Consider the following 22,470-nt stretch of genomic DNA (forward strand, 5'->3'; position numbering starts at 1 on the left):
TTGCAGCGTGACGAATTGCGACAACCGGGCCATTGCCCGCATCGCCTGCAATCCCTAAGGCACTTTTCGTCCACCAAACGCGAGAGATTCCAGCCGTGATTTCCGATCCGCTTGATTCAGCAGAAGCCGCCAACTCCACGCAGCACCGCGCCCGCCGCGCGATGATCGACAGCCAGTTGCGCACCAGCGGGGTCAACACGCCCTTTGTCATCCGCCGCATGGGGGAGGTTTCGCGCGAGGATTTCGTGCCCGCTGCCAGCAAGGGCGTCGCCTATGTCGACCGCGCGATCAAGCTGGAGAACGGCAGCTGGCTTCCCGCGCCACTGGTGCAGGGCAAAATGCTGGAAGAAGCCGCGCCCAGTGGTGACGAGAAGGCCATCGTTGTCGATGCAGGCTCGGGCTACCTGGCCGAACTGTTTCGCCCGCTGGTGGCCGAACTCACCGTGATCAGCCCCGAGGAAGCCGTGGGCAAGGGCACCAAGGGCAAAGGCGCCGACCTGCTGGTGATCGACGGCGCCGTAGAGGAAATCCCTGCCGCCCTCGCCAGGCGGTTGGCCGATGGTGCAAAGATCGTCACCGGCATGGTCAGCAAGGGCGTGACCCGCGTAGCGGTGGGCCGCAAATCCGAAAGCGGCGTATCCCTGATGCCCGTCTACGATATCGGCATCCCGCAACTGCACGAATTCGACAAGCCGAAGGGCTGGAGCTTCTGACAATGCGCAACTCCCTTCGGCTGGCGACCGCGCTTGCGGGCGTCTGCCTGCTTGCCGCGCCCGCTTCCGCCGATACGCTGAAGGAAGCGCTGACCCGCGCCTACCAGGACAATCCGACGCTCGAAGCCGCGCGGGCCCAGCTTCGCGCGACCGACGAAAACGTGGTGATCCAGCGCGCCCAGGGCCTGCCGAGCGTCAATACCACCACGACCTACAGCGAATTCCTGGTCCAGAACTCCACGAGCTTTATCGCGCCCGAGCGGCAGCTGAATGCCAGCGTCGACCTGGGCGTGCCACTGTATCAGGGCGGCGCGGTGAAGAACGGGGTGCTCGCAGCCGAGAACCGCGTGGATGCCGGCCGGGCAGACCTGCGCGGCACCGAAAGCAGCGTCTTTGCCGACGTCGTGGCGATCTACATGGACGTGATCCTCAACGAGGCTCTCGTCAGCCTCTCGGCCAACAACGTCGAGGTGCTGTCGATCAACCTCGAGGCGACCAGCGACCGCTTCGAGATCGGGGACCTGACGCGCACCGACGTGGCCCAGTCGGAAAGTCGCCTCGCCGTGGCGCGCGGCGATCTGCAGACCGCCGAGGCCAACCTCGTCAACGCCCGCGAACGGTACATCGCGCTGGTCGGCACCGCGCCCACGGACCTGCAGCCGCCGCCGCCGCTGCCCGGCCTGCCTGACAGCGTGCAGATGGCGGTGGACGTGGCGCTGGAAAGCAACCCGGACCTCATCGCCGCGAAAGAGCGGGCCGATGCCGCGGGTTACGATATCGAGGTTGCCGGGGCCGGACGCCTGCCAACCTTCAGCGCTTTCACCAACGGCGGATACCAGAACTTTCTCGGCACGCTTGGCGCCGTTCCCGGTGCAACGGCAGACCAGACTGCCACCAGCGCGACTGCCGGGGTGCGCATGACATTGCCGCTGTTCCAGGGTGGCCGCGTCGCGGCGCAACAGCGCCAGGCAACGGCCCAGGCAGAGGCGGCGCTGGAACAGGTCATCGCGACGGAGCGCAGCGTGATCGCCCAGACCCGCGCGATCTATTCCAGCTGGCGCGCAGCCAACGCCATCATAGCTTCCAGCCAGGCCGCGGTGGATGCTGCAGCGCTCAGCCTGGAGGGCGTGCGGGCAGAGAACACCGTGGGCAACCGGACGATCCTCGACATCCTCGATGCACAGCAGGAATTGCTGCGAGCCCAGGTGCAACTCGTCACCGCGCGGCGCAATGCCTATGTCGCAGGTTTCAATCTGCTGGCGATCATGGGGAAAGCGGAAGCGCGAGACCTGGGGCTGGGCGACGAGGGACTGCTTTACGATCCTGTCGTCAATTATGACCGCGTGCGTGGCATCATCTGGGACTGGCAGCGCGACCCAGAGCCGGAAGCCGACAGTTCACGCACCGTTGACATCCCGCCTGCCGACGGGGAAGTTCCCGACGAAGATCCTCTCGATGAATTCGGGACCGAGATCATCGACTATTCCGATACGGCTCCACCGCCGTTAGAAACGCCCGAGAGCAATCCGTAAGGGGGGACACAATGCGGCAGGAAGGCGAACCGTCGGTCGAGGAGATCCTCGATTCGATCAAGCGGGTGATTGCGCGCGACAATTCCGAGGCCGCAGCACAGGCAACCAAGGCGCGCCGCCGTGAAAACCTGGTCTCCCGCAACGAGGAAAGCCAGCCGCAGGAAGAGGATGTCCTCGACCTCAGCGTTATCGGGTCGGCCCTTCACGAGGATGGTGCTCACGAGGATAGCGCCGAAGACGCCCTGATCGAAGATGATGAGAGCGAGGAAGAGAGCCTCACCACCGATCGCGCCGCCGAAGCCATGCGGCAGTCCCTCGCCGCGCTTGCCATGCTGTCCGATCCCCCCGCGAAGCCGCAGATCGTCCGCTCCGGCGAGACCTCTCTCGAAGGCATGGTGCGCGAGATGATGCGGCCGATGCTGGCGCAGTGGCTTGATGCCAATCTGCCGGAAATCGTCGAACGGCTGGTGAAGGCGGAGATTGCTCGCATCGCCGGGAAAAACCGCTGACAAAGCCGCCGTCCGTGAAGGAAATCGCCAAGGCCGAACGCACGCTGGCCAAGATGGGCGGCGACGGAATCGAGCGGCACATCTTCATCTGCGCCATGTCCGAGAAGGGCAAATGCTGTAAGCGCGACGTGGGCGAGCAGTCGTGGAAGTATCTGAAAAGGCGGCTGAAGGAACTGGGTCTTGCCGGGAAGGGTGGGGTACAGCGAACGAAGGCCGATTGCCTTCAGGTGTGCGACGCGGGGCCGGTCGCTGTCGTCTGGCCGGATGGTGTCTGGTACCGCTCCTGCACGCCCGAAGTGTTGGAACAGATCATCCAGCATCACCTGATCGGCGGGGAGCCCTTGGAAGAATTCCGGCTGCGACCGAAGTCCTGACAGGCCACGGGATCAGCGCTCCGCGCCGTCCTTCCAGCCCATCGTGCGCCGGTCCGCCGGCTTTTTCGACAGGTCGAGCGAATCGAGATCGTTGTCGACCGAGGCGTCGTGGCCAGTCCCACTGGAAAGGAACACCAGCCCCATCAGCGCGCTCATCAGCAGCATCGAGAACCCGATGCCAAGCGCCGTCGCAATGAAGAAGTGCGGCGATACGTTTTCGGTCTGGTTGTAGATGACCGCCATGGCGATGATCACCGTGCCCAGCGTAATACCCATCATCAGCCGCATCAGACGGCGGTATCGCGCCCACGCGAAGGCGGCGTTTTCCGGATTATCGAGCGGAGACGGGTTGGCCATAGGTGCCACATGCCCATCGCACCGGCCGTTTGCAACGTCCCTTTGTACCATGATTTGCCCAGACTCGCTTTCTCGTGGCACAATCGGGACGAAAGCATTCCCGCGTGAGAAATGCCTGGGTGGTCAAACCGGAGGAGAACCTGAATGTCCGTAGCGAAGATTATCGCGAGTCGCGATCACACGATCGTTTCTTGCACGCCGCAAGACAGTGTTTTGCTGGCGGCGAAGCTGCTGGCGGACAAGCGCATCGGCGCTCTGCCTGTCATGGACGGCGACGGGATAGCCGGCATCTTCTCCGAACGCGACCTGCTCTACTGCGTCGCCCGCGACGGTGCGGCGATCCTCGATCGTGCCGTAGGCGATGTGATGACCTCTCCCGCCATCACGATCGACCGCGATACCGATGCCCTTAAGGCCCTTTCGCTGATGACGCGCCGCCGCATTCGTCACCTGCCGGTGATGGAGGGGGAGAAGATGGTAGGCTTCGTCTCGATCGGAGATCTGGTGAAGCATCGCATGGAAATCATCGAGGCCGAGGCGCAGCAGATGCGCGATTACATTACCACGGCTTGAGAGAGCGGCGGCGGAGCACTACATCGACACCCATGACCAGTTCGCTGACCCTTACCGAAGCCGCGGCGTCCCGCGTCGGCCTGATTGCCCAGAAGCAGGGCAAGCCCGCAATCCTGCGCCTCTCCGTGGAAGGCGGGGGCTGCTCGGGCTTCCAGTACAAGTTCGATCTGGACGATGCACCCGAAGCGGACGATGCCGTGAGCGAGACAGATGGTGTCAAGCTGGTGGTCGATCCCGTCAGCCTCGACCTGGTGAACGGCTGCACCGTCGATTATGTCGAATCGCTGGGCGGCGCGGCGTTCCGGGTGGAAAATCCGAACGCGGCGGCAGGTTGCGGTTGCGGTTCCAGCTTCGGCATATAGTGTCCGGGCGATGAAAATCGCCAGCTTCAACATCAACGGTATCAAGGCGCGCCTGCCGCGTCTCAAGGAATGGCTGGAGGAAACCCGTCCAACCGTCGCGTGCCTGCAGGAAATCAAGACCCAGGACGAGGGCTTCCCGGCCTCCGAATTCGAGGACATCGGTTACAAGGCCATCTGGCACGGCCAGAAGAGCTTCAACGGCGTTGCCATCCTTGCCGATGGCGTGGAGCCGGTGGAGATCCATCGCGGTCTTGGCATCGACGGGCCGAAGGATGGCGAGGGCGAACAGTCCCGCTACATCGAGGCCGAGGTCAACGGTGTGCGAATCTGCAACCTCTACCTGCCCAACGGCAACCCGCATCCGGGGCCCAAATTCGATTACAAGCTGGCGTGGATGAAGAAGCTGCGCGCGCGCATGGCGGAACTGTCCGCACTGGAACAGCCCACCGTCGTGCTGGGTGATTTCAACGTTATCCCTCAGGACAAGGACGTCTGGTCGGTGAAGGCGATGCAGGACGATGCCCTGATGCAGCCCGAATCGCGCGATGCCTATGCCCGCCTGCTGGCCGATGGCTGGACCGACGCGATCGATACCCTCAACCCGCGCGGCGGAGTGTGGACCTACTGGGATTACCAGGCCGGCGCCTGGCAGCGCGACCACGGCTTCCGCATCGATCACCTGCTCCTGTCACCCGAAGCGGCAGACCGGATGGTCGCCGCCGGGGTCGACAAGGAATACCGTGGCCGGGAAAAGGCCAGCGACCACACCCCCGTCTGGGTGGAATTGAGGTGATTTTTTTTCATGCGCCCACATCCGTGGGCGCGTCCTCGGTGCTATTCGCTCCGTCCTACGGACTGCGCGGCATCTGCGGGCGGCCCTTCGGCCTGGCGGTCCGCTAGTCGCGGACCGAGCCTGTTCCAGCCTGTCAAGGGTCGCGAGCGGAATCGGATGCGTAGCAACCGCAAGGGCGACCGCCCGCCCGCAGCGGGTGCGGAGCGGAGCGCGTCTAGCGAGGACGAAGCCGCGGAGGCAGCTTCGCAAAACCTACTACCTATCTATAGAACACGTGCCGGTTGATCGTAGCGCGGGCCGTCATCCGGCCGGCCCAGCGCGGGCGCACGTGCGTCGCGTGGAAATACAGCGCGTCGTCGGCAGGGCTTTCCCACAGTTCGCGGTGCGCGATGCGAGCGATGGCCTTGGCGCGGGTCCAGGCGGATGATCCGTGGTTCGGCTCCGGGATGCGGCCACCGCGCACGAAGGAGAACTGCGCGCGCTGGGTGACGACCGAGCAGTAATCGTCGGGGAACGTGTTGCTCTCGGCGCGGTTGATAACCACGCGGGCCACGGCCAGCTGACCATCGAGCGGTTCGCCGCGCGATTCGAAATAGACAGCCTGGGCAAGGCACATCAACTCGCGCGACATCTGGTCGCTGGTGTCGACGGAGCCCACCAGTTCGCGCAGGGATGCGGCGTCGCTGGCGGAGGCTTCGGGTTCTTCCGGCTGCTCGGGGAGCTCCTGCACCACTTCGTTCATGACGAAGCGGACCTGCGGAGCGGCATCCGGAGCCTGAGTGGAATTCTGTTCTTCCTGGACGGCTTCGAGCGCTGCGGGCTCTGCGTCCTGGGCAACGGCACCATTGAGAGCGGTGCCAAAACTCGCGGCGAAAATCACCGTGGCCAGGGCGAGAGCCCCGGTCCGCTTGCTGATAAACGTCATTGAACCTGTTACTCACGGCGGTGAGAGACACGATACAGGCTGGCGGACGCGGCGTTTACCAGTGCCGTCTGTCGCCCGCGTTCCGCACGATGCGGACCTGCCGGTCGTCCCCCCGTCTGCGCATCGAAAACCACCGCGTCATTGCGGTGCCATTCGATCGGCGCTGTGGGAAAGTCGAGGGGGCAGATAGCCGTCGAAGTTCAGATGTCAACTATTGTGCGGTGCAACATCGATGAAGCGTTCCGCATTTTCGATATCCAGCTCGACGATCCAAAGGTCGTCGTCCTGCTCTCCGCGACGCCTGTACCATGCCATGAATTCATGCGGGTTTTCAGGGTCTTGTTCCTTGGAAAGCACCCATTTCCGGGTCCCGTCCAGCTGCGGCATCCGCTCGTAGGCGCGGGCAGGAGTGGCACGATTACAACAGATTACCATCAGTGTGCCGGCCGTGCGTTCACCTTTCGAGATAACCATACCGAAGCCGCCTTCGGCTTCGACGGCGCGGATAAGGCCGCTCACTTCGAGGTGCGCAGGAAGGCGATCGTCGATCATCGCATCAGTCCGGCTGGCGGTAGCCGTCGAGTCCGGAGAGCGCGATGTGCGAGCGCATGAAAGTGCCCGTCCCGCGCCCGATCTCGTCACCTTCCTCGTCCATCAGGTGCGCCTCTGCAATGAACACGCGGCGTTTGCCGCTGATCCACTTGCCCTCGGCGATCACCTTCCCCGTGCGCAACGGCTTGGTGAAATGGAGGTTGAACCCGGTGGTGAGCAGGAAGCGATCCGACACCAGCGAATTGGCAGCATAGAACGCCGCATCGTCCAGCATCTTGAAATATAGCGTGCCGTGGGTTGCCCCGGCGGCATGGAAGTACCGCTCGTTGGCAATGAAGGTAATCCGCGCACGCCCTGCTTCGATGATTTCCAGCTGCGACTGGAACAGGGCGTTCACCGGCGCTGCGGCGTAGAGGCTTTCCAGCGCACGAAAGTGACCGGAAGCTGCGCTTTCGTCGGCCGACTTGGCCGCGCCGCTGCTGCCTTCAGGCGACGTCACGATCCGTCACGTTGGTGAGCACACCATAGAGCGCTTCGGCATCGGGGGCATCGCTGAGCGCGTCGTGCACACCCTCGTCGCGCACCAGTCGGGAGATGGCGGCCAGCGCATGAAGATGCGTCGCGCCGCTGTTGGCGGGCGACAGGAGGCCGAATACCAGGTCCACCGGCAGGCCATCGGCAGCGGCAAAATCGACGGGCTTTTCGAGCTTCATCAGGGCTGCCACGGGGCGCGTGAGGCCTGGCATGCGGGCATGGGGTATGGCCACGCCGCGACCGAAGCCGGTGCTGCCCAGCTTCTCCCGCTCTTCCAGATGCTCCAGCACGGTCGAGGGATCGAGCGCAAACGCGCTGGCGAACATCTCCGCCAGCTGGCGCAGGATATCGTCCTTGCCATCGGCCTGCGCGACGCAAACCGATTCGGGCTTCATCAGAAAAATCGAATCCATGATCTCAGAAAACTCAAACTATCCCGTTCGCGGCGCGGCGCGCGACCAGGCGCGCCGTCCGGTGCTTTTCAACACCTCTCCCCTAGAGGGATCGCCACGAATGCGCGATGCGCGCGGAGGGCGATCAGGACGGTTCGACCCACCCGATTGAACCGTCTTCGCGGCGGTAGACCATATTATGCCTTCCGGTGCCAGCATTTTTGAAAAACAGCGCGTTGGTATGGCGCAAATCAAGCAGCATGACGGCGTCGGAAACGCTTACTTCGGGCACATCGATCCGCGTTTCCGCGATGATCGGCGGCGATTCCTCGCCCGCTTCCTCTTCGGTCGCAGGCTCTTCCGATGCGAAGATGGTGTAGGCCGCTTCCTCTTCCTTGGCGGCGTGGCTGGCCTGCTCGTGGCGATCCTTCAGCCGGCGCTTGTACCGGCGCAGCTGCTTCTCGATCTTCTCGGCGGCCTGGTCGAAAGCGAGGTGCGCGTCCTGCGCCTGGCCATGGCTTTTCAGGATCAGCCCGTGGTTTACGTGAAGGACAATATCGGCCGCGAAGCTGCTGGCCGGGCCCTTGCCGAAGGTAACCGTGGATGAAAGTGCCCGGCTGAAGTGCTTCTCGACGATGTTCTCAAGTCGGTCGGAAGCATGCTCCTGCAGTGCTGATCCTGTATCGACCTGGTGACCGGACACGCGAATATCCATGGGGCGTTGCTCCTTCTTTATCGTTCGCTCAACCCCTCATGTGGGACCTAAGTCTCAAGAGGTCCAGAGGGGAGATTCCAACGATTCGAGAAAGGCTTTGTGCCGCGCCAATTCCTCCGCACTTGCAGCATGGTGGCGCGGTGCGCGGTATTCGCCTGTTTTCGGGACGAAACGTGTCTGCACGGCGGTTTCCGAGGCCGTATTGTCGACCGCCAGTTGCAGGCCGATCTGCCGTCCGCCGGTGAGTTCGACATAGACCTGCGCCAGCAATTCCGCGTCGAGCAGTGCCCCGTGCAAGGTGCGATGACTCCGGTCGACTCCGTAACGCGAGCACAAAGCGTCAAGCGAGTGCTTGGCACCGGGATGACGGCGGCGGGCGAGCACGAGGGTATCGACCATGCGATCGTTACCGATCGCGAGGTGCCCGCACTGACCCAGTTCGAAATTCAGGAAGCCGAAGTCGAACTGCGCGTTGTGCGCAACCAGCGGCGAGTCGCCGAGGAATTCCAGCAGCGCTTCCACTTTCTCGGCAAAGCGCGGCTTGTCCGACAGGAAACTGGCGGAAAGGCCGTGCACCTTTTCCGCCTCCATCGGCATGTCGCGATCGGGATTGAAATACTCGTGGAACGTGCGCCCGGTCGCGACGCGGTTCACCATCTCGATGCAGCCGATCTCCACCATCCGGTCTCCGGTGTTGGGATCAAGGCCGGTGGTTTCGGTATCGAAGATAATCTCGCGCATGGCCACCTTATCGCGCGTGAGGCCTCAAACGCGCAAGTCGGCTTCCAGCTTGTCCACCAATGCCTGAACCTGCGCAGCCGTTTCCTCCAGCGAGGTGCCGGTATCGATCACAAAGTCCGCCCGTGCGCGCTTCTCCGCGTCCGGCAGTTGCAGGGCGAGGATATCCGCGAACTTCTCAGGCGTCATGCCCTTGCGCGCCATCACCCGCGCGCGCTGCATTTCCGCAGGAGCGGAAACCACGACCACGGTATCGACGAATGCTGCGCCGCCTTTTTCGAACAGCAGCGGGATATCGAACACCACCAGCGGCCTGTCGGCATGGTCCTCCAGAAACCGTTCGCGCATTCGGGCGACAGCAGGGTGCACAATCATTTCCAGCCGGGCCAGCGCATCGGCATCGGCAAACACGATTTCGCCAAGCTTTTCGCGCAGCACGCCTTCGGGGCCTGTCGAGCCGGGAAAGACTGCCTCGATCTGCGGCAACAATTCGCCGCCGGGGCCCTGCATGCGGCGAACTTCGGCATCGGCATCGAACACCGGAACACCGGCTGCCTCGAACATCTTCGCGACGGTACTCTTGCCCATTGCGATGGAGCCTGTGAGGCCGATGATATGCGGTCGCGAGTTGCTCACTCGGCCAGGATCCTGCGCAATTCCGCGTCGCCATCGCTGCGCGGCGCAGGCACGCCGAAGAATTTTTCGAATGCCACCGCAGCTTGCCCGATCAGCATGGACAAACCGTCCACCGTGCGAAAGCCCCTGTCCCGCGCCTCGCGCAGAAGCGGCGTTTCGAGCGGTGCAGTCACGATATCGTAGACTAGGCTGCCGGGGGGGACGTGGCTGAAATCGAGCTCTAGGGGCGGCTGCCCTATCATGCCGAGCGGGCTGGCATTGACCACGAGATCGAAACATCCCTCGCGGTCGTCGAATTCGAAATCGGTCGCATCGGAAAAATGATCGAGCGGGGCGACATGGTGTTGTCCATCGGGATCGAGTTCGTCCAGCATGGCGCGCGCCTTCGCCGGATCGCGTCCGGCAAGGACCACGGTGATGCCATGCTCCAACAGCCCCGCGACAATGGCCCGCGCCGCGCCTCCCGTGCCAAGAACCCTCGCCATCCGGAAATATTGCTGCTGCGCGAGATCTTCTGCCAGCGGTTCGAGAAAACCCGCAGCATCGGTGTTGTAACCGGCGAGAGAGCCGTCCGCCTCCCGTACCACCGTGTTCACTGCGCCGATCTGCTTCGCCAGCGGATCAAGCGTGTCCAGATGCTCCATCACCGATAGCTTGTGCGGCATGGTGACGTTGCAGCCTGCCCATTGCGGATCGTCCGCGCGGCGTGCGATGTAATCCGCCAGCGCGTCAGCCCTCACGTGCTCACGGTCGTAATGCGCGTCGATGCCCAGCTGCTTGATCCAGTGATTGTGGATCGCGGGCGACTTCGATTGCGCGATAGGATCGCCGATAACTTCCGCATAGCGTGTCATCGCGGCAATTCCCCCAGATCGCGCAGCGCGCCGAGCACCGGCAGGAGGGGCATGCCCAGCACGGTGAACTGGTCGCCTTCGATGCGCTCGAAGAGTTGTGGCCCGCGCGCCTCGATGCGGAACACACCGACGCAGTGGCCGACCTCGGGCCATTCCGCGTCGAGGTAATTCTCGATGAAAGCATCCGAAAGGTCCCGCACTTTCAGATGCGCGACGGCGGCGTGACGCCAGACCACGACGCCCCCGCGCGCCAGCGCTGCGGCAGAATGGAGATGCATCGTCTTGCCAGAAAAGAACCGCAGGTGCTCGGCAGCCTCGTCCCGGCTCCCCGGTTTGTCGAACCGCTTGCCGCCTGCCACCACGAGTGAATCGCTGCCGAGCACGGGCCGCGAAGGTTCGGCGATGGCCAGAGCCTTGGCCTCGGCCAGCGCGATGGCGACCGCCTCGGGCGCCGCACCTTCCATCCGCGCCTCCAGCGCGCGCTCGTCGAGATCGGCCGCTTCGGCTTCAAAAGCCACACCGGCGGCATCGAGCATCGCCCGGCGCGATGCGGACTTGCTTGCCAGGACAATCATATCGGTTTCGTGCCACTCTGCCGGTCGCGGCTCGTCGCGCGGCGGGCTTCGCGCTCCTGGTATAGCTTGATGATGGCCGCAGCGGTCTCCTCGATCGAGCGGCGCGTGACATCGATCACCGGCCAGCCGTTGTCGGCGAACATGCGCCGGGCGAAGGCGATTTCCTTGGCCACCTTCTCCTCGTCGACATAGGAAGTTTCGGTCTTCTCGTTCAAGGAAAGGAGCCGGTTGCGGCGGATCTGGATCAGGCGGGCAGGGGCCGTGGTGAGGCCCACGACCATCGGCCTTTTCAACTTGAACAGGAGATCGGGCGGGGGGCTTTCCACCACCAGCGGGATATTGGCGACCTTGTAGCCGCGGTTGGCGAGATAGATGCTGGTCGGCGTTTTGGAGGTGCGCGAGACGCCGGCGAGGACGATGTCGGCCTGTTCCCAGTTGTCCCAGGAAATTCCGTCGTCATGGGCGATAGTGAACTGGATGGCATCAACGCGTTCGAAATAGGCTTCGTCCATCTTGTTCTTGCCGCCGGGGCGGCCGTGGGCTTCCTGCCCCAGCCGTTCCTCCAGCGCCTCGACCACAGGGTCGAGCGCAGCGACGTGCGGCAGGCCTTCCTGGCGGCAGAAGTCTTCGAGGCGATCTCGCGTGGCCTCGTTGCTGAGCGTGTAGAGAACGAGGCCCGGATTGGCCTTGAAGTCGTCCACGATCCGCTCGAGATGCTGGACCGAGCGCACCATCGGCCAGAAATGCCGCTGCACTTGGGCATCGCCGAACTGGGCAAGGGCGGCCTTGGCCAGCATTTCCAGCGTTTCGCCGGTGGAATCGGACAGGAGATGGAGGTGCAGTGTCGCCATGTGGATATCTGCTGGCATAAACCACGGGAGCCTTTCGGGGACAAGGTGTTGGTGGACTTAGCCCCCGGTCCGAACCGGAATCGCAAGCCGAGTCATGGACAGGGCGACCGAGTTCTGGACAGGCTGGGGATATCGTGGAGAAGTCTCGTTTGACTCGGCAACATCCATGAGTCGCACTCGCGCAAATGGGTTCTCAAGTCGGGAGAATTCAGGCAAGGGCGCGCAATCCCCGTAATCCACAGGGCCAACAACGTCCTGAATCCTTCTTAATATATATATTTATTGTTTGATTGGACTCTTCGATGCCCGGATGTCTCCTCGATACGCTAGTCGGCCAGCCGAGCGAAAGGCGCCCCGTGTGGTTCATGCGTCAGGCCGGACGATACCTTCCTGAATATCGCGAGTTGCGGGCGGAGAAGGGCGGATTTCTCGAACTGGTCTACGACAGCGAGGCGGCGGCCGAGGTGACAATCCAGCCGATCGACCGCTTCGGCTTCGACGGCGCGATCCTGTTTTCCGACATCCTGATCGTACCCTATGCCCTGGGGCAGGACCTGTGGTTCGAAGCAGGCGAAGGACCGCGGCTGGCCCCTCCACTGGTCGATGGGGCCTGGGAGGGGCTGGAACAGGCCTTCCAGCGCTTTGATGCCGTGTACCGGACCGTGGCCCTGGTGAAAGAGCGTCTGGGCCCTCAGACCACGCTGCTGGGCTTTGCGGGCTCGCCCTGGACCGTGGCGACCTACATGGTGGCGGGGCAGGGGTCGAAAGACCATCATGCAGCGCGCAAGCTTGCCTACCGCGATCCGGCGGCGTTCGCATCGCTGATCGACGCGATCGAGGCGGCGACCATCGAGTACCTGATCGGCCAGATCGACGCGGGCGCGGAAGCCGTGCAACTGTTCGACAGCTGGGCGGGTTCGCTTTCCCCGGCGCAGTTCGAGCAGTGGGTGATAGCGCCCAACGCCCGCATCACCGCGGCCCTGCACGAGAAGCGACCCGGGACGCCGGTGATCGGTTTCCCGAAGGGCGCGGGTGCGAAACTGCCTGCCTACGCCCGCGAGACTGGCGTGGACGGACTGGGGATCGACGAGACGCAGGATCCGGGGTGGATTCACGCGCAGCTACCCGCCGACCTGCCGGTACAGGGCAATCTCGATCCGTTGCTGCTGCTGGCGGGCGGCGATGCGCTGAGTGCCTCTGTGAGCCACATCCTCTCCGCCTTTGCGGAGCGGCCGCACATCTTCAATCTCGGCCACGGGATCGACAAGCAAACGCCGATCGCCCATGTCGAACAGGTTCTGAAACTGGTGCGCGGCTGAGGGGTGACGAAATCGCCTCGCGCTCCTAGATACGTTGCATGCAGGAAGCCCTAGCCATGACCTATCTCTGGCTGAAAGCCGGCCACATCATCTTCGTGATCTTCTGGATGGCCGGGCTGTTCATGCTGCCGCGGCTGTTCGTCTATCACCAGGAGGCACCCGAAGGCTCCGAGGAAGCAGCGAAATTCGCCGAGCGCGAGCAAAAGTTGCTCAAGATCATCCTTTTACCCTCGATCATCGTTGTCTGGGTTCTGGGTATAGCGCTGGCAATCGTGCTGGACGCGTGGAGCCAGGGCTGGCTGCACGCCAAGCTGCTGCTGGTGCTGATCCTGTCGGGCTATCACGGTTACATGTCGGCATACGCGAAGAAACTGGCACACGGAGAGCGGTCGCTGTCGGGCAAGCAATTGCGGTTGCTGAACGAAGTGCCGGGCTTGGCCGTCGCGATCATCGTGGTGCTGGTGATCGTCAAGCCGTTCTGATTCTCCGGCGGGCGACGGGGCCTGCTGATTTTGCGAATTGACCGGGCATGGCGAAAGCCATATTTGCGTTGGCACTCCAACGGCAAAGAGTCGCCTTTCCCATGCGCGACACGGTCTGCTTTCTCCAAGCCCATAAAGGCCAGCCGGCATCCCAACCTACTGGAATACAACGAAAATGCATCTGAAAGAACTCAAGAAGAAGGCGCCGGCAGAGCTGGTCTCGATGGCCGAGGAACTGGGCGTCGAGGGCGCTTCAACGCTGCGCCGCCAGGAACTGATGTTCGCCATTCTCAAGGAAGTGGCGGAAGAAGGCGAGGAAATCCTCGGTATCGGCACGATCGAAGTGCTGCAGGACGGCTTCGGTTTCCTGCGCTCTCCGGAAGCGAACTACCTTGCCGGGCCGGACGATATCTACGTCTCGCCCAACCAGGTCCGCAAGTGGGGCCTGCGCACGGGTGACACCGTGGAAGGCGAAATCCGCGCACCCAAGGATGGCGAGCGATATTTCGCGCTGACGAAGCTGAAGGAGGTCAACTACGAAGACCCCGAGGCCGTGCGTCACCGCACCAATTTCGATAACCTGACGCCGCTCTATCCGGACGAGCGCCTGAATCTCGACACCAAGGATCCGACGGTCAAGGACAAGTCGGCCCGTGTGATCGATCTGATCAGCCCGCAGGGGAAGGGCCAGCGTTCGCTGATCGTGGCGCCGCCGCGCACCGGTAAGACCGTGCTGCTGCAGAACATCGCCAAGGCAATCACCGACAATCATCCGGAAGTGTTCCTGCTGGTGCTGCTGGTGGACGAGCGTCCGGAAGAAGTCACCGACATGCAGCGCAGCGTGAACGGCGAGGTGATTTCCTCGACCTTCGACGAGCCTGCCTCGCGCCACGTGCAGGTCGCGGAAATGGTGATCGAGAAGGCCAAGCGCCTGGTGGAACACAAGAAAGACGTCGTGATCCTGCTCGACTCGATCACGCGCCTGGGCCGTGCCTACAACACCGTGGTTCCGTCGTCGGGCAAGGTTCTCACCGGTGGTGTGGACGCCAACGCGCTACAGCGCCCGAAGCGCTTCTTTGGTGCCGCGCGCAACATCGAGGAGGGCGGCTCGCTATCCATCATCGCAACTGCACTGATCGATACCGGCAGCCGCATGGACGAAGTGATCTTCGAAGAGTTCAAGGGCACCGGCAACAGCGAAATCCAGCTCGATCGCAAGGTCGCTGACAAGCGCATTTTCCCGGCGCTGGATGTCGGCAAGTCCGGCACTCGCAAGGAAGAACTGCTGGTGGATCAGGCGACGCTCAGCAAGATGTACGTGCTGCGCCGCATCCTCATGCAGATGGGCACCGTCGACGCGATGGAATTCCTGCTCGACAAGATGAAGGACTCGAAGACCAACGAGGACTTCTTCGAAACGATGAACCAGTAGGAGTTTTGCCTAAGTTCCTGATCGGAAATGAAAAAGGGGGCCAGAAAGCCCCCTTTTTTGCATCCAGCGATGACCTGTTCAAGACAAGTGTTTTGCGAAGAATTCTGCCGTTCGCCTGTCGGCCAGCGTCGCCGCTTCCTCGTTGCGGCGTTTGCCGAATTCGGTCGCGAAGCCGTGATCCAGTCCTTGGTAGTCGTAGAGCGTGACCTTGGGATGGTCGTCCAGCGCTTCATGCATCTTTGCCTGCGTTTCCTTGGCGACGAAGCCATCCTCGGTCGGGATATGCAGCATGAGAGGGTGGGCAATGGCGTCCTTCTCGCGAAGCAGCTCGTCGATCCCGACGCCGTAGTAGCCCACTGTCGCGTTGGCATCGGTGCGCGCGGCGGTCATGTAGGCGAGACGGCCGCCCAGGCAGTATCCGACTGCTCCGACCTTGCCTGTCGACACTACCGTGCGCGCATACTTGATCGTTGCTTCGATATCGCGGATTGCCGCGTCCTGATTCAGTTTACCCATCAAGTCTAGGGCGCGCTGAAATTCCGGCTCGATGTCGGGATCGAGTTCAACGCCGCGCTCAATCCGCCAGAACAGGTCCGGGGCGAGCGCGAGGTAGCCTTCCTCGGCCAGCTTGTCGCACTTGCGGCGGATTCCGGCGTTCACGCCGAAGATCTCTTGGATTACGATGATCGCCGATTTTGGCTCGCCTTCGGGGCGGGCGATGTAGGCGTCGAACGCGTCGGGACCTTCGAGGGTGGTAATCCGGACTGTCTCACTCATATTATGATCTCCTGGGCGTTGAATTGGTTTATGCATATTCTACGTGCGCAAGCGAGAAAGGTGTCCGCAATGAAGGTCAATATCGAAATCGATTGCTCGCCCGAGGAGGCACGCCGCTTCATGGGCTTGCCCGATATGGAGCAGGCGAATGCCATATACGTCGATTCGATTGCGAACGCGATGAAAGGTGTATCGAACACCGAACAACTTGAGCAATATGCGAAGCAGCTTGCTCCGATGGGGCTGAAAATGTTCCAGAACTTCATGGAAGGAGCTGCCAAGAACGCAGGCACTTCCGGCGGCGCGAAACCGGGCAAGGATAACGCGGACTAACTCATGGATACCATTTTTGCGCTATCCAGCGGGCAGCCGCCTGCCGGGATCGGCGTGATCCGAATGACGGGTCCAAAAGTACGCGCTGCGCTGGAAGCGATCGTCGGCAAAGTGCCGGAACCGCGCCGGGCAACGCGGGCAATGTTCCGCAATGTTTCACGTGAAACACTGGATGACGGCCTCGTGGTATTCTTCCCCGGCCCCAAGTCGGTGACGGGTGAAGACCTCGCCGAGTTTCACTGCCACGGCGGGCGCGCCGTGATTGCCGCTGTCGAAAACAGCCTCGCCGAAATCGACGGATGCAGGCGAGCGGAACCCGGTGAATTCACCCGACGTGCCTTCGCGAATGGCCGGATCGACTTGTCGGAGGCTGAGGGTCTTGCAGACCTGCTGTCTGCCGAGACGGAAATTCAACGTCGAAGCGCCATGGCCATGATGGGCGGAGCTCTGTCACAAAAAGTGGAGTGCTGGCGGGAGGACCTGCTTCAGCTTTCTGCGCAGGTCGAGGCGGTGCTTGACTTCGACGACGAGGATGACGTTGCGGCCTTGCCTGAAGCTTTCGACCAGTCGCTGGCTGCCCTATATTCGTCACTGCTCGAAGCGCTCGATGCGCCTTATGCCGAAACCCTTCGCGAGGGGTTTCGTGTGGCTCTGGCAGGCCCACCAAACGCAGGCAAGTCCACGTTATTCAACGCGTTGGTAGAGAGCGAGGCGGCTATTACTGCGGATATCGCTGGGACGACCCGCGACATCCTGACCCAATCGGTTGCAATTTCCGGAGTGCCATTTACCTTTGTCGATATGGCAGGGCTCCGCGCGGAAGGCGGAGACCAGATCGAAAGCATAGGCATCGCCCGGGCCCATGAGGAGATCGTAAGGGCCGATCTCGTCCTTTGGTTGGGTCCGGAGGGTGAGGGGCCAGAGGGATCGTGGGAAATTGCCGCCCAGGTCGACTGTGATGGGTCCATGAAAAGCGCAGCCGATCTTCGTGTGTCCGCTGTTACGGGGGAGGGTATGGCCCAATTGCGCTCGGCTCTCTTACAGGAGGCCCGCGCTGCCATGCCGCAACCGGGCTCCGCCGCGCTCAACGCGCGCCAGCGAGAGCGTCTGCGTGAAGCGGCACTTTCATTGAAGAAAGCCCAACAGGAGAGCGACCCGCTCTTGATAGCGGAAAACTTGCGCCGCACGCGCCAGGCCTTCGATGCCTTGGTCGGCCGGACTTCGACGGAAGATGTGCTCGATGCTCTTTTTGGTCGCTTTTGCATCGGGAAATAGCCTGTTCCACGTGGAACAGATGAGTTAGAGGCCGTCTCGAAATGCAGCAATTCGATGTAATAGTTGTCGGCGGCGGGCATGCAGGTGCGGAGGCAGCCGCCGCTTCGGCGCGCGCGGGCGCGAGAACGGCGCTCGTCACTTTCGACGTGAGGGCCGTGGGTGCCATGAGCTGCAACCCTGCAATCGGTGGGTTGGGGAAGGGCCACCTGGTCCGCGAGGTAGACGCGTTTGATGGGCTTCTCGGCCGTGCCGCCGATGCAGGAGCAATTCACTATCGGATGCTCAACCGTTCAAAGGGGAGTGCTGTGCAAGGCCCGCGCGTCCAGGCCGATCGCAAGCGTTTTCGCGCGGCTGTTCAGGCAATGCTGGCCAAGCAGGACAATCTCCATATCATCGCAGGCGAGGCTGCAGCGCTCATCCTGCGGAATGATCTTGTCGAGGGAATTCGTCTCGCTGACGGGTCCGAAATGTTTGGCAAGGCGGTTGTCCTTTGCACTGGCACATTCCTTGGTGGAACGCTCTTTAGGGGTGAGGAGCGTTTTGAAGGCGGTCGGATCGGTGAGAATGCGGCGAAGAAGCTCGCAGAGCAGCTGCGCGGTGCGGACTTGCCGATGGCCAGATTGAAGACGGGCACACCGCCGCGTCTCGATGGCAGGACGATCGACTGGGCATGTCTGGAGGAGCAACCCTCCGATGCGGAAGAGTGGACCATGTCCCCGCTGACAGAACGACGCATGAATCCGCAGGTCTTCTGCGCTATTACACGCACCAACGCGAAGTCTCACGAAATCATCGCGCAGAACCTCCATCGCTCGCCTTTGTTCACGGGCGCGATCGGGGCAGCCGGGCCACGCTATTGCCCCTCGATCGAAGACAAGATCCATCGTTTCGCGGATCGTGATGCACACCAGGTTTTCCTGGAGCCGGAAGGGCTGGATACGCACCTTGTCTATCCCAATGGCATCAGCACATCCCTTCCTGTCGATGTTCAGGAAGCCATGCTTCGAACGATGGCAGGGCTAGAAAATGTCGTGATGGAAGTGCCGGGTTATGCGGTGGAATACGACCACATCGATCCCCGCGCCCTGGGGGCTGATCTTCAGTTGAAGGCTATCCCCGGCCTCTACTGTGCCGGACAGATAAATGGCACTACGGGTTATGAAGAGGCCGCGGCACAAGGTTTGATCGCAGGCTTGAACGCGGCGTGCAAAATCCTTGACCGCGCGCCGCCCGCAATCGATCGGGCGAATAGCTATATGGCGGTGATGGTCGATGATCTCACTCTGCACGGTGTAAGCGAACCGTATCGGATGCTCACGGCGCGCGCCGAGTATCGCCTTCGTCTGCGCGCCAACAATGCGACTACGCGGCTTACTCCCCTAGCGCTGAACGCCGGTGCCGTTGGTGCGGAGAGGGCGGACTGGTTCGCGCGACGCGAAGATGAGCGTTCCACGTGGAACACGGACCTTGAGAAGACTGTTGCCGCGACCGACATGGCGAACGCCGGGCTCGCCGTAAAACGTGACGCTGGCCGCAAGACGTTGAAGGAGTGGCTCACCCTGCCAGACCTCCGAATGGCAGATCTATCTCCGTGGCTCTCGACGAACTGCGATCCGTTCTCGCCATTGGCAGAGGAGCTGACCGAGGACGCGGCATACGCACCCTATCTCGCGCGCCAGGAGGCTGAGTTGCGCGACCTGCGCAGTAGCGAAGGACTTGAGCTCGCTGTCGATTTCCCCTTCGCCGAGGTTCCAGGACTGTCGAACGAAATGGTCGAGCGTCTGTCTGCGGCGCAGCCGCGAAACCTGGCTGCGGCTGGCCGGATTCGCGGAATTACGCCCGCTGCTCTTGCGGCCTTGCTTGTCCACGCCAAACGTCGCAATCAGGCTGCATGATAGAGAGCGAAGAGGAGGCCCGGGTGTTCAGCGCTGAGCGTTGCGAATCCGGAGGGATAGAACGCCTCGAGCAATTCATACCCATGCTTGCCGCCGAGAACGATCGGCAAAACCTGGTGTCGAAACCCAGCTTGCAAAGCGTCTGGACTCGTCACATCGCCGACAGTCTGCAACTCCTCGACCACGTTCCACGTGGAACAACGATGCCGTGGCTCGACCTGGGAACGGGTGCAGGCTTCCCCGGCCTGGCACTCGCGCTTGCGCGTCCGTCCTTGTGGATCGTTCTGGTCGAATCGCGCAAACGGCGCGTCGAGTGGCTGCAAGGCGTGACCGATCGATTTCAGCTCGAAAATTGCCGCGTGGTCGGCTCGCGGCTGGAAAGTGTGGAAACTCTCGAAGCGGGCGTAATCACAGCGCGTGCCTTCGCTCCGCTTGGTAAACTCCTCGAGTTATCCGCGCGCTTTTCCACACGCTCTACCACATGGTTGTTGCCGAAAGGACGTTCGGGCGCGATTGAATTGTCAGAGCAACCGCCGGCGATTCGGGCGATGTTCCACGTGGAACAATCTGCCACCGATCCATCCGCCGGTATTCTGGTCGGCAAAGGGAGGCCCGCACTTCGATGATTGTCATAGCCATAGCCAACCAGAAGGGCGGGGTCGGCAAGACCACCAGCGCTATCAACATAGCAACGGCCATGGCTGCCAGCGGCTGGCGCACACTTTTGATCGACCTTGATCCGCAAGGAAATGCCTCGACCGGAGTCGGGATCGCCGCTGCCCAGCGAGATATGTCCAGCTACGATGTGCTGGTGGACGAAGCCTCCGTCGCCGATTGCGCGGTCTCTTCCACCATTCCGGGCCTCGACCTGCTGCCAGCGACCGTCGATCTCAGCGGTGCCGAGGTCGAGCTTGTCGGTGTGGAGGATCGCACCAACAGGTTGCGCAAGGCTCTCGCCAATCACCAGGGGCACGACATCTGCTTCATCGATTGTCCGCCCTCCCTGGGTCTCCTTACATTGAACGCGCTTTGCGCTGCCGATACGCTGCTGGTGCCTCTGCAATGCGAGTTTTTTGCGCTTGAGGGTCTCAGTCAGCTTCTTCAGACGGTCGAGCAGGTACAGCAGCGCTTCAATCCCGACCTGGGCATCATCGGCATTGCCCTCACCATGTTCGACCGGCGCAACCGCCTCACGGATCAGGTTTCCGATGATGTTCGCGAGTGCCTGGGTGATCTGGTGTTCGAATCGGTTATCCCGCGCAACGTGCGCCTGTCGGAGGCACCCAGCCATGGATTGCCTGCATTGATTTACGACCATTCTTGTCCCGGCAGCCGCGCCTACATGGCGCTGGCGCGGGAGCTGATCGGTCGATTGCCGGAAGAAAGGAAAGCGGCATGAGCGAAGCCAAGAAAGCTGCCAACGACGCTGCAACGCGTTCGCCTGCCAATCGTCGCAAGCTTGGCCGTGGACTCGGCGCGCTGATGGGCGACATGAAGCGGGAAGAGCCGCTGGTATCTCCGCGCACCTCGGCAACCGACGGCAACTCGGGCAAGGCTGGCGAGTCCATCGCAGCTTCGCGGACCGACGGACTGGCGATGCTGGCGATCGCCGATATCAAGCCGCATCCCGATCAGCCCCGCCGGTATTTCGACGACGAAGCTCTGGCGGAGCTTGCGGCTTCGATCGCTTCGCGCGGCGTTATCCAGCCCGTCATTGTGCGCCCCATGGCCGCAGGCAAGTACCAGTTGGTGGCTGGGGAGCGCCGTTGGCGTGCTTCCCAAAAGGCGCAACTCCATGAAATTCCTGCGATAATCCGCGACCTCGAAGAGCGCGACGTCATGGCGTTTGCGCTCATCGAGAATATCCAGCGCGAAGACCTGAACCCGGTCGAGGAAGCGCGGGCCTACCAGCGCCTGTCCGAGCTGGAAGACATGACGCAGGCCGAGATCGCCGGACTTGTCGAGAAGTCGCGCAGCCATGTCGCGAACCTCCAGCGCCTGCTTTCCTTGCCGGACAATGTCCTCGACCATCTCGAAGCCGGACGGTTGGACATGGGTCATGGCCGCGCGCTGATCGGGCTTGAGAACGCCGGAGAGCTGGCCGAAAAGGCTGTGAAGGAAAAGCTTTCGGTCCGCGAGGTCGAGAAGCTGGCGCGCAAAGCTCGCAACGGAGGAGAGGCTCCGGTGCGCCGCAAGGCCCGCCCGCCTCGCGATTCGGCCCAGGACGCGGATATTGCGGCTGTCGAGAACCACCTGGAGGAGTTCCTCGGCCTGCCGGTAAAGATTGCCACCGATGAAGACCCGCGCTCTGGTACCGTCACCGTACGCTTCCGCACGCTGGACCAGCTTGACCTGATCTGCCAGCGCCTGACCGGAGGCGGTATTTAAAGAGATTTCAGTGGGTTGGGTCTGCGCGGCTGTTCGAGAACCGTGTAACCCCTTCGTCTAGGCGAGCATTACACGCGGCGAGAAAGCATCGCGGCCAGCGCTTCGATACCTGCCTGGTCGTCGGCGTCGAAACGGGCAAGATCAGGGCTGTCGAGATCAATGACGCCGATGACTACGCCGTCCCGCACGATCGGCACCACCAGTTCGGAGCGGCTCAACGCATCGCAGGCGATGTGCCCGGGAAAGGCGTGTACGTCCTCCACCCGCTGCGTCTCGCCGCTCTTGGCCGCCACGCCGCACACGCCCACGCCAAGCGGGATACGGATGCAGGCCGGCCTCCCGGCAAACGGGCCGAGCACGAGTTCGCCGTCCACCATGCGATAGAAGCCGGTCCAGTTGCAGTCCGGCAGGAATTCGGCCAGCAGGGCGGCGACGTTGGCCATGTTGGCCACACCGTCGCTCTCGCCGCTCGTCAGTGCGTCGGCAGCTGCCAGCAGGTCCTTGTAAAGGTCGGCCTTCGGGGCCGCGGGATCGGGTTTGAAATCGAACATGGCCGCGCTGATAGCGGGCAAAGAGATTGCCGC

At 62.4% G+C, this 22,470-nt stretch carries 29 protein-coding genes; 16 read left to right on the forward strand and 13 right to left on the reverse strand.

All coding sequences use genetic code 11. From position 1 onward, the window contains the following. The first annotated feature begins 95 nt into the window (after window positions 1-95). Genes ABFX23_RS00430 through ABFX23_RS00445 form a run of 4 tightly spaced genes read left to right on the forward strand, consistent with a single transcriptional unit; the run spans window position 96 to window position 3,128 of the window. Window positions 96-713, forward strand: a complete 618-nt coding sequence (locus tag ABFX23_RS00430) for a protein-L-isoaspartate O-methyltransferase family protein (protein WP_346031172.1) — start codon at window positions 96-98, stop codon at window positions 711-713. A gap of 2 nt (window positions 714-715) precedes the next feature. Further along, a complete protein-coding gene (locus ABFX23_RS00435) occupies window positions 716-2,245 on the forward strand; it encodes a TolC family outer membrane protein (RefSeq protein ID WP_346031173.1) in 1,530 nt (509 codons plus the stop codon). Between the two features lie 11 nt (window positions 2,246-2,256). Continuing rightward, window positions 2,257-2,754: a DUF2497 domain-containing protein gene (locus tag ABFX23_RS00440; protein ID WP_346031174.1), complete on the forward strand. Its 498-nt coding sequence runs from the start codon at window positions 2,257-2,259 to the stop codon at window positions 2,752-2,754. 53 nt (window positions 2,755-2,807) lie between these two features. Then, on the forward strand, window positions 2,808-3,128 hold the full coding sequence (locus ABFX23_RS00445; RefSeq protein ID WP_346031471.1) for a (2Fe-2S) ferredoxin domain-containing protein: 321 nt from the start codon (window positions 2,808-2,810) through the stop codon (window positions 3,126-3,128). Window positions 3,129-3,140: 12 nt separating this feature from the next. Here the strand turns inward: ABFX23_RS00445 and ABFX23_RS00450 are convergent, their stop codons facing one another. Then, entirely contained in the window at window positions 3,141-3,485 is a 345-nt protein-coding gene (locus ABFX23_RS00450) for a hypothetical protein (RefSeq protein WP_346031175.1), read from the reverse strand. Window positions 3,486-3,629: 144 nt separating this feature from the next. Between ABFX23_RS00450 and ABFX23_RS00455 the strand changes: the two genes are divergently transcribed. Genes ABFX23_RS00455 through xth form a run of 3 tightly spaced genes read left to right on the forward strand, consistent with a single transcriptional unit; the run spans window position 3,630 to window position 5,213 of the window. After that, window positions 3,630-4,058, forward strand: coding sequence for a CBS domain-containing protein (locus ABFX23_RS00455; protein ID WP_346031176.1), 429 nt, complete (start codon window positions 3,630-3,632; stop codon window positions 4,056-4,058). A 32-nt stretch (window positions 4,059-4,090) separates the two neighbouring features. Beyond that, window positions 4,091-4,420, forward strand: a complete 330-nt coding sequence (gene erpA / locus ABFX23_RS00460) for an iron-sulfur cluster insertion protein ErpA (protein WP_346031177.1) — start codon at window positions 4,091-4,093, stop codon at window positions 4,418-4,420. 10 nt (window positions 4,421-4,430) lie between these two features. Beyond that, entirely contained in the window at window positions 4,431-5,213 is a 783-nt protein-coding gene (xth, locus tag ABFX23_RS00465) for an exodeoxyribonuclease III (RefSeq protein ID WP_346031178.1), read from the forward strand. A gap of 259 nt (window positions 5,214-5,472) precedes the next feature. Here the strand turns inward: xth and ABFX23_RS00470 are convergent, their stop codons facing one another. The 10 genes from ABFX23_RS00470 to ABFX23_RS00515 form a co-directional block, all read right to left on the reverse strand. Further along, entirely contained in the window at window positions 5,473-6,138 is a 666-nt protein-coding gene (locus tag ABFX23_RS00470) for a cell wall hydrolase (RefSeq protein WP_346031179.1), read from the reverse strand. Between the two features lie 207 nt (window positions 6,139-6,345). Further along, window positions 6,346-6,690 carry a DUF1491 family protein gene (locus ABFX23_RS00475; protein ID WP_346031180.1) on the reverse strand — a complete coding sequence of 115 codons (345 nt, stop codon included), beginning with the start codon at window positions 6,688-6,690 and terminating at the stop codon, window positions 6,346-6,348. Between the two features lie 4 nt (window positions 6,691-6,694). Further along, window positions 6,695-7,189, reverse strand: a complete 495-nt coding sequence (locus tag ABFX23_RS00480) for a PaaI family thioesterase (RefSeq protein ID WP_346031181.1) — start codon at window positions 7,187-7,189, stop codon at window positions 6,695-6,697. After that, a complete protein-coding gene (locus ABFX23_RS00485; RefSeq protein ID WP_120076235.1) occupies window positions 7,176-7,637 on the reverse strand; it encodes a PTS sugar transporter subunit IIA in 462 nt (153 codons plus the stop codon). Before ABFX23_RS00485 ends, ABFX23_RS00480 begins: the two co-directional genes overlap by 14 nt. 124 nt (window positions 7,638-7,761) lie before the next feature. Beyond that, window positions 7,762-8,331 (reverse strand): ribosome hibernation-promoting factor, HPF/YfiA family, encoded by a 570-nt coding sequence (gene hpf, locus ABFX23_RS00490; protein ID WP_120076236.1) that lies wholly within the window; start codon window positions 8,329-8,331, stop codon window positions 7,762-7,764. A 54-nt stretch (window positions 8,332-8,385) separates the two neighbouring features. After that, entirely contained in the window at window positions 8,386-9,072 is a 687-nt protein-coding gene (dnaQ, locus tag ABFX23_RS00495) for a DNA polymerase III subunit epsilon (protein ID WP_346031182.1), read from the reverse strand. Between the two features lie 24 nt (window positions 9,073-9,096). Then, a complete protein-coding gene (coaE, locus tag ABFX23_RS00500) occupies window positions 9,097-9,705 on the reverse strand; it encodes a dephospho-CoA kinase (protein ID WP_346031183.1) in 609 nt (202 codons plus the stop codon). Then, window positions 9,702-10,559, reverse strand: coding sequence for a shikimate dehydrogenase (gene aroE, locus ABFX23_RS00505; protein ID WP_346031184.1), 858 nt, complete (start codon window positions 10,557-10,559; stop codon window positions 9,702-9,704). The genes coaE and aroE overlap by 4 nt, the downstream gene beginning before the upstream one ends. After that, window positions 10,556-11,134 carry a Maf family protein gene (locus tag ABFX23_RS00510; RefSeq protein ID WP_346031185.1) on the reverse strand — a complete coding sequence of 193 codons (579 nt, stop codon included), beginning with the start codon at window positions 11,132-11,134 and terminating at the stop codon, window positions 10,556-10,558. Before ABFX23_RS00510 ends, aroE begins: the two co-directional genes overlap by 4 nt. After that, on the reverse strand, window positions 11,131-11,985 hold the full coding sequence (locus tag ABFX23_RS00515; protein WP_346031186.1) for a pyruvate, water dikinase regulatory protein: 855 nt from the start codon (window positions 11,983-11,985) through the stop codon (window positions 11,131-11,133). The genes ABFX23_RS00510 and ABFX23_RS00515 overlap by 4 nt, the downstream gene beginning before the upstream one ends. Window positions 11,986-12,287: 302 nt before the next feature. Between ABFX23_RS00515 and hemE the strand changes: the two genes are divergently transcribed. The 3 genes from hemE (at window position 12,288) to rho (ending at window position 15,218) form a co-directional block, all read left to right on the forward strand. Then, window positions 12,288-13,304: a uroporphyrinogen decarboxylase gene (gene hemE, locus ABFX23_RS00520; RefSeq protein WP_346031187.1), complete on the forward strand. Its 1,017-nt coding sequence runs from the start codon at window positions 12,288-12,290 to the stop codon at window positions 13,302-13,304. A gap of 56 nt (window positions 13,305-13,360) precedes the next feature. Continuing rightward, window positions 13,361-13,786, forward strand: a complete 426-nt coding sequence (gene hemJ, locus ABFX23_RS00525) for a protoporphyrinogen oxidase HemJ (protein ID WP_428831631.1) — start codon at window positions 13,361-13,363, stop codon at window positions 13,784-13,786. A gap of 175 nt (window positions 13,787-13,961) precedes the next feature. Continuing rightward, window positions 13,962-15,218, forward strand: coding sequence for a transcription termination factor Rho (gene rho, locus ABFX23_RS00530; protein WP_120076243.1), 1,257 nt, complete (start codon window positions 13,962-13,964; stop codon window positions 15,216-15,218). A 78-nt stretch (window positions 15,219-15,296) separates the two neighbouring features. Here rho and ABFX23_RS00535 read toward each other — a convergent pair whose 3' ends face one another. Further along, entirely contained in the window at window positions 15,297-15,995 is a 699-nt protein-coding gene (locus ABFX23_RS00535) for a dienelactone hydrolase family protein (protein WP_346031189.1), read from the reverse strand. A 3-nt stretch (window positions 15,996-15,998) separates the two neighbouring features. Here ABFX23_RS00535 and ABFX23_RS00540 point away from each other — a divergent pair, with 3 nt between their 5' ends. The 6 genes from ABFX23_RS00540 to ABFX23_RS00565 are packed head-to-tail and all read left to right on the forward strand — an operon-like array spanning window position 15,999 to window position 21,886. Next, a complete protein-coding gene (locus ABFX23_RS00540; RefSeq protein WP_346031190.1) occupies window positions 15,999-16,328 on the forward strand; it encodes a DUF6489 family protein in 330 nt (109 codons plus the stop codon). Window positions 16,329-16,331: 3 nt separating this feature from the next. Then, on the forward strand, window positions 16,332-17,603 hold the full coding sequence (mnmE, locus tag ABFX23_RS00545; protein ID WP_346031191.1) for a tRNA uridine-5-carboxymethylaminomethyl(34) synthesis GTPase MnmE: 1,272 nt from the start codon (window positions 16,332-16,334) through the stop codon (window positions 17,601-17,603). A 41-nt stretch (window positions 17,604-17,644) separates the two neighbouring features. Then, the gene (gene mnmG / locus ABFX23_RS00550) at window positions 17,645-19,498 is read left to right on the forward strand and encodes a tRNA uridine-5-carboxymethylaminomethyl(34) synthesis enzyme MnmG (protein ID WP_346031192.1); all 1,854 of its coding nucleotides are present in this window, start codon (window positions 17,645-17,647) and stop codon (window positions 19,496-19,498) included. Further along, window positions 19,495-20,124 carry a 16S rRNA (guanine(527)-N(7))-methyltransferase RsmG gene (gene rsmG / locus ABFX23_RS00555; protein WP_346031193.1) on the forward strand — a complete coding sequence of 210 codons (630 nt, stop codon included), beginning with the start codon at window positions 19,495-19,497 and terminating at the stop codon, window positions 20,122-20,124. The genes mnmG and rsmG overlap by 4 nt, the downstream gene beginning before the upstream one ends. Continuing rightward, window positions 20,121-20,897: a ParA family protein gene (locus ABFX23_RS00560; protein ID WP_346031194.1), complete on the forward strand. Its 777-nt coding sequence runs from the start codon at window positions 20,121-20,123 to the stop codon at window positions 20,895-20,897. Before rsmG ends, ABFX23_RS00560 begins: the two co-directional genes overlap by 4 nt. Beyond that, entirely contained in the window at window positions 20,894-21,886 is a 993-nt protein-coding gene (locus tag ABFX23_RS00565; RefSeq protein ID WP_346031195.1) for a ParB/RepB/Spo0J family partition protein, read from the forward strand. Before ABFX23_RS00560 ends, ABFX23_RS00565 begins: the two co-directional genes overlap by 4 nt. A gap of 68 nt (window positions 21,887-21,954) precedes the next feature. Here the strand turns inward: ABFX23_RS00565 and ABFX23_RS00570 are convergent, their stop codons facing one another. Beyond that, entirely contained in the window at window positions 21,955-22,437 is a 483-nt protein-coding gene (locus ABFX23_RS00570; protein WP_346031196.1) for a GAF domain-containing protein, read from the reverse strand. Between the last annotated feature and the right edge of the window lie 33 nt (window positions 22,438-22,470).

The organism is Erythrobacter westpacificensis (assembly GCF_039542285.1).
Taxonomy (GTDB): domain Bacteria; phylum Pseudomonadota; class Alphaproteobacteria; order Sphingomonadales; family Sphingomonadaceae; genus Alteraurantiacibacter; species Alteraurantiacibacter westpacificensis.

Bases quoted from the DNA above. Each gene is read 5' to 3' on its own strand.
- ABFX23_RS00450 (WP_346031175.1), bottom strand. From the start codon at position 3,485: ATGGCCAACCCGTCTCCGCTCGATAATCCGGAAAACGCCGCCTTCGCG.
- erpA (WP_346031177.1), top strand. From the start codon at position 4,091: ATGACCAGTTCGCTGACCCTTACCGAAGCCGCGGCGTCCCGCGTCGGC.
- aroE (WP_346031184.1), bottom strand. From the start codon at position 10,559: ATGACACGCTATGCGGAAGTTATCGGCGATCCTATCGCGCAATCGAAG.
- hemJ (WP_428831631.1), top strand. From the start codon at position 13,361: ATGACCTATCTCTGGCTGAAAGCCGGCCACATCATCTTCGTGATCTTC.
- rho (WP_120076243.1), top strand. From the start codon at position 13,962: ATGCATCTGAAAGAACTCAAGAAGAAGGCGCCGGCAGAGCTGGTCTCG.
- dnaQ (WP_346031182.1), bottom strand. From the start codon at position 9,072: ATGCGCGAGATTATCTTCGATACCGAAACCACCGGCCTTGATCCCAAC.
- ABFX23_RS00560 (WP_346031194.1), top strand. From the start codon at position 20,121: ATGATTGTCATAGCCATAGCCAACCAGAAGGGCGGGGTCGGCAAGACC.
- ABFX23_RS00485 (WP_120076235.1), bottom strand. From the start codon at position 7,637: ATGGATTCGATTTTTCTGATGAAGCCCGAATCGGTTTGCGTCGCGCAG.
- ABFX23_RS00565 (WP_346031195.1), top strand. From the start codon at position 20,894: ATGAGCGAAGCCAAGAAAGCTGCCAACGACGCTGCAACGCGTTCGCCT.
- hemE (WP_346031187.1), top strand. From the start codon at position 12,288: ATGCCCGGATGTCTCCTCGATACGCTAGTCGGCCAGCCGAGCGAAAGG.
- xth (WP_346031178.1), top strand. From the start codon at position 4,431: ATGAAAATCGCCAGCTTCAACATCAACGGTATCAAGGCGCGCCTGCCG.
- mnmG (WP_346031192.1), top strand. From the start codon at position 17,645: ATGCAGCAATTCGATGTAATAGTTGTCGGCGGCGGGCATGCAGGTGCG.
- ABFX23_RS00445 (WP_346031471.1), top strand. From the start codon at position 2,808: ATGGGCGGCGACGGAATCGAGCGGCACATCTTCATCTGCGCCATGTCC.
- mnmE (WP_346031191.1), top strand. From the start codon at position 16,332: ATGGATACCATTTTTGCGCTATCCAGCGGGCAGCCGCCTGCCGGGATC.
- hpf (WP_120076236.1), bottom strand. From the start codon at position 8,331: ATGGATATTCGCGTGTCCGGTCACCAGGTCGATACAGGATCAGCACTG.
- ABFX23_RS00540 (WP_346031190.1), top strand. From the start codon at position 15,999: ATGATCTCCTGGGCGTTGAATTGGTTTATGCATATTCTACGTGCGCAA.
- ABFX23_RS00455 (WP_346031176.1), top strand. From the start codon at position 3,630: ATGTCCGTAGCGAAGATTATCGCGAGTCGCGATCACACGATCGTTTCT.
- ABFX23_RS00515 (WP_346031186.1), bottom strand. From the start codon at position 11,985: ATGGCGACACTGCACCTCCATCTCCTGTCCGATTCCACCGGCGAAACG.
- ABFX23_RS00570 (WP_346031196.1), bottom strand. From the start codon at position 22,437: ATGTTCGATTTCAAACCCGATCCCGCGGCCCCGAAGGCCGACCTTTAC.
- ABFX23_RS00535 (WP_346031189.1), bottom strand. From the start codon at position 15,995: ATGAGTGAGACAGTCCGGATTACCACCCTCGAAGGTCCCGACGCGTTC.
- ABFX23_RS00440 (WP_346031174.1), top strand. From the start codon at position 2,257: ATGCGGCAGGAAGGCGAACCGTCGGTCGAGGAGATCCTCGATTCGATC.
- ABFX23_RS00470 (WP_346031179.1), bottom strand. From the start codon at position 6,138: ATGACGTTTATCAGCAAGCGGACCGGGGCTCTCGCCCTGGCCACGGTG.
- ABFX23_RS00475 (WP_346031180.1), bottom strand. From the start codon at position 6,690: ATGATCGACGATCGCCTTCCTGCGCACCTCGAAGTGAGCGGCCTTATC.
- ABFX23_RS00435 (WP_346031173.1), top strand. From the start codon at position 716: ATGCGCAACTCCCTTCGGCTGGCGACCGCGCTTGCGGGCGTCTGCCTG.
- rsmG (WP_346031193.1), top strand. From the start codon at position 19,495: ATGATAGAGAGCGAAGAGGAGGCCCGGGTGTTCAGCGCTGAGCGTTGC.
- ABFX23_RS00510 (WP_346031185.1), bottom strand. From the start codon at position 11,134: ATGATTGTCCTGGCAAGCAAGTCCGCATCGCGCCGGGCGATGCTCGAT.